Source organism: Mesorhizobium sp. M5C.F.Cr.IN.023.01.1.1 (assembly GCF_003997585.1).
GTDB lineage: Bacteria > Pseudomonadota > Alphaproteobacteria > Rhizobiales > Rhizobiaceae > Mesorhizobium > Mesorhizobium wenxiniae.
On the sequence record NZ_RZSU01000224.1, the window covers coordinates 1 to 1658 of the forward strand.

General features: G+C 60.9%; 2 protein-coding genes and 1 pseudogene. 2 read left to right on the plus strand and 1 reads right to left on the minus strand.

The window, feature by feature from the left end; translation table 11 throughout:
* A pseudogene (locus tag EOA78_RS37650) lies at positions 1 to 116 on the minus strand (cytochrome c family protein); the annotation flags it as partial.
* Positions 117 to 402: 286 nt separating this feature from the next.
* On the opposite strand from EOA78_RS37650, the gene EOA78_RS35410 reads away from it, so the two are divergent.
* The gene (locus tag EOA78_RS35410) at positions 403 to 1290 is read left to right on the plus strand and encodes an alpha/beta hydrolase (protein ID WP_127320338.1); all 888 of its coding nucleotides are present in this window, start codon (positions 403 to 405) and stop codon (positions 1288 to 1290) included.
* A gap of 23 nt (positions 1291 to 1313) precedes the next feature.
* A complete protein-coding gene (locus EOA78_RS35415; protein ID WP_127320340.1) occupies positions 1314 to 1640 on the plus strand; it encodes a hypothetical protein in 327 nt (108 codons plus the stop codon).
* The last annotated feature ends 18 nt before the right edge of the window (positions 1641 to 1658 follow it).

Here is a 1658-nt window from a genome sequence, read left to right on the forward strand (position 1 = left end):
TGGCAGGCCTTGCATTTGGCGAAGACCTTCTCACCCGCGGCGGCATCCTGTGCCTGAGATTGGCTCGTGACTAAGATCGCAACGGACACGGTAGCGAAAAACGCGATTGCACGCATAGCATTCCCTCCCCGATCGCCAAATCTGTCTTGGACGATCTGCGCGTGCCGACACGGCATGCGCCCCTTGCACGACAGCGCGGAACATCCGCGTCTCCCGCATGGAATTGCGGCATCTACGTACCACAGAATCTGGCCCTCAGATAGAAGAAGTCGACCAGCAGGATTGCTGCCGGGGTGACGAGGCAGATCGATTGGCGTCGAGCGCAACCGGAACGCATACGGGGTAAAGGCGTTAGACCAGCTACGGTAAACATCTGGAAGATCAAAAATCAGAGAAGCGTCAATGAACGACGGGAGCGTCCTGGAGGTGCGCCACGGCACCCGCACGATCGACGGCGACACGGTCTTTTACAGAGAGGCAGGCCCTGAAGCCGCGCCGGTGTTGCTGCTTCCGCATGGTTATCCCTGTTCATCCTTCCAATATCGCCGGCTGATGCCGGCGCTCGCCGATCGGTGGCGGACGGTCGCGCCGGACTTCCCGGGCTTTGGCTACAGTGGAACCCCCGATGCGGCACGGTTCGGTTATGATTTTGACGCTTACGCGACTTTTCTGGAGCGGTTCACCGACGCGCTGGGGCTCGGCAGCTACGCGCTGTGGCTGCACGACTACGGCTCGCAGATCGGCCTGCGGCACGCCATAGCGCATCCATCGCGGATCAGGGCCCTCATCATCCAGAATGGCGACATCTACGCGGATGCTCTTGGCCCCAAATACGAAACGATCCGGCGTTTCTGGCGGGATCCTTCACCAGCGAACCGCGCGCCGCTCGAAAAGGCGGTGAGCGAGGACGGCTTCCGCGCCGAGTTCGTAGGCGAAGTCAATGGCGATGTCGCTCGACGTGTGCCGCCCGATCTGTGGAAATTGCATTGGCCGCTGATGGATACGCCTGTGCGCCGTGCGCTTTCAGTCGGACTGATGGAGAAGCTCAAGGCTAATCTCGACTGGTTCCCTCGTTACCAGGGATACCTGCGCGAGCAGCGGCCGCCGGCAATGATCCTTTGGGGACCGAAGGACGAATACATGCCTGAGCCGGCAGCGCGCGCCTATCTGCGCGATATCCCCCAGGCCGAGCTGCATTTGCTGAACGACGCCGGACACTGGCTGCTGGAGACCCATTTCGAAGTCGCCCTGCCGCTTGTGCGACGGTTTCTCGGCGAGGTCCTGCATTAATCCCCCGCACAGAGGAGCACTTCATGACCGACAACGCCACAATTGCCCGGATCTGGCGGGGAAGGACACGCCGTGACCTGGCAGACGCCTACGAGCCCTATCTACGCCGCGAAGGCATTCCGCCGCTTCAGGAGAAGGCACTTGGCTTGCAATTGTTTCGCGAAGATCGCGAAGAAGAAACAGAGTTCGTGACAATCTCGTACTGGCCAAACGTCGAAGCCATGGCGAGCTTCACCGGCGGCGACCCGCACAAGATCCACCACCTGCCGCGTGACGAAGAGTTTCTCATTGAACTGCCCAGGCGAGTGACCGTGATGCGGATCCTCGTCAGTCAATTGCCTCGCGATTAGGGCGGCGGCCTTACGACG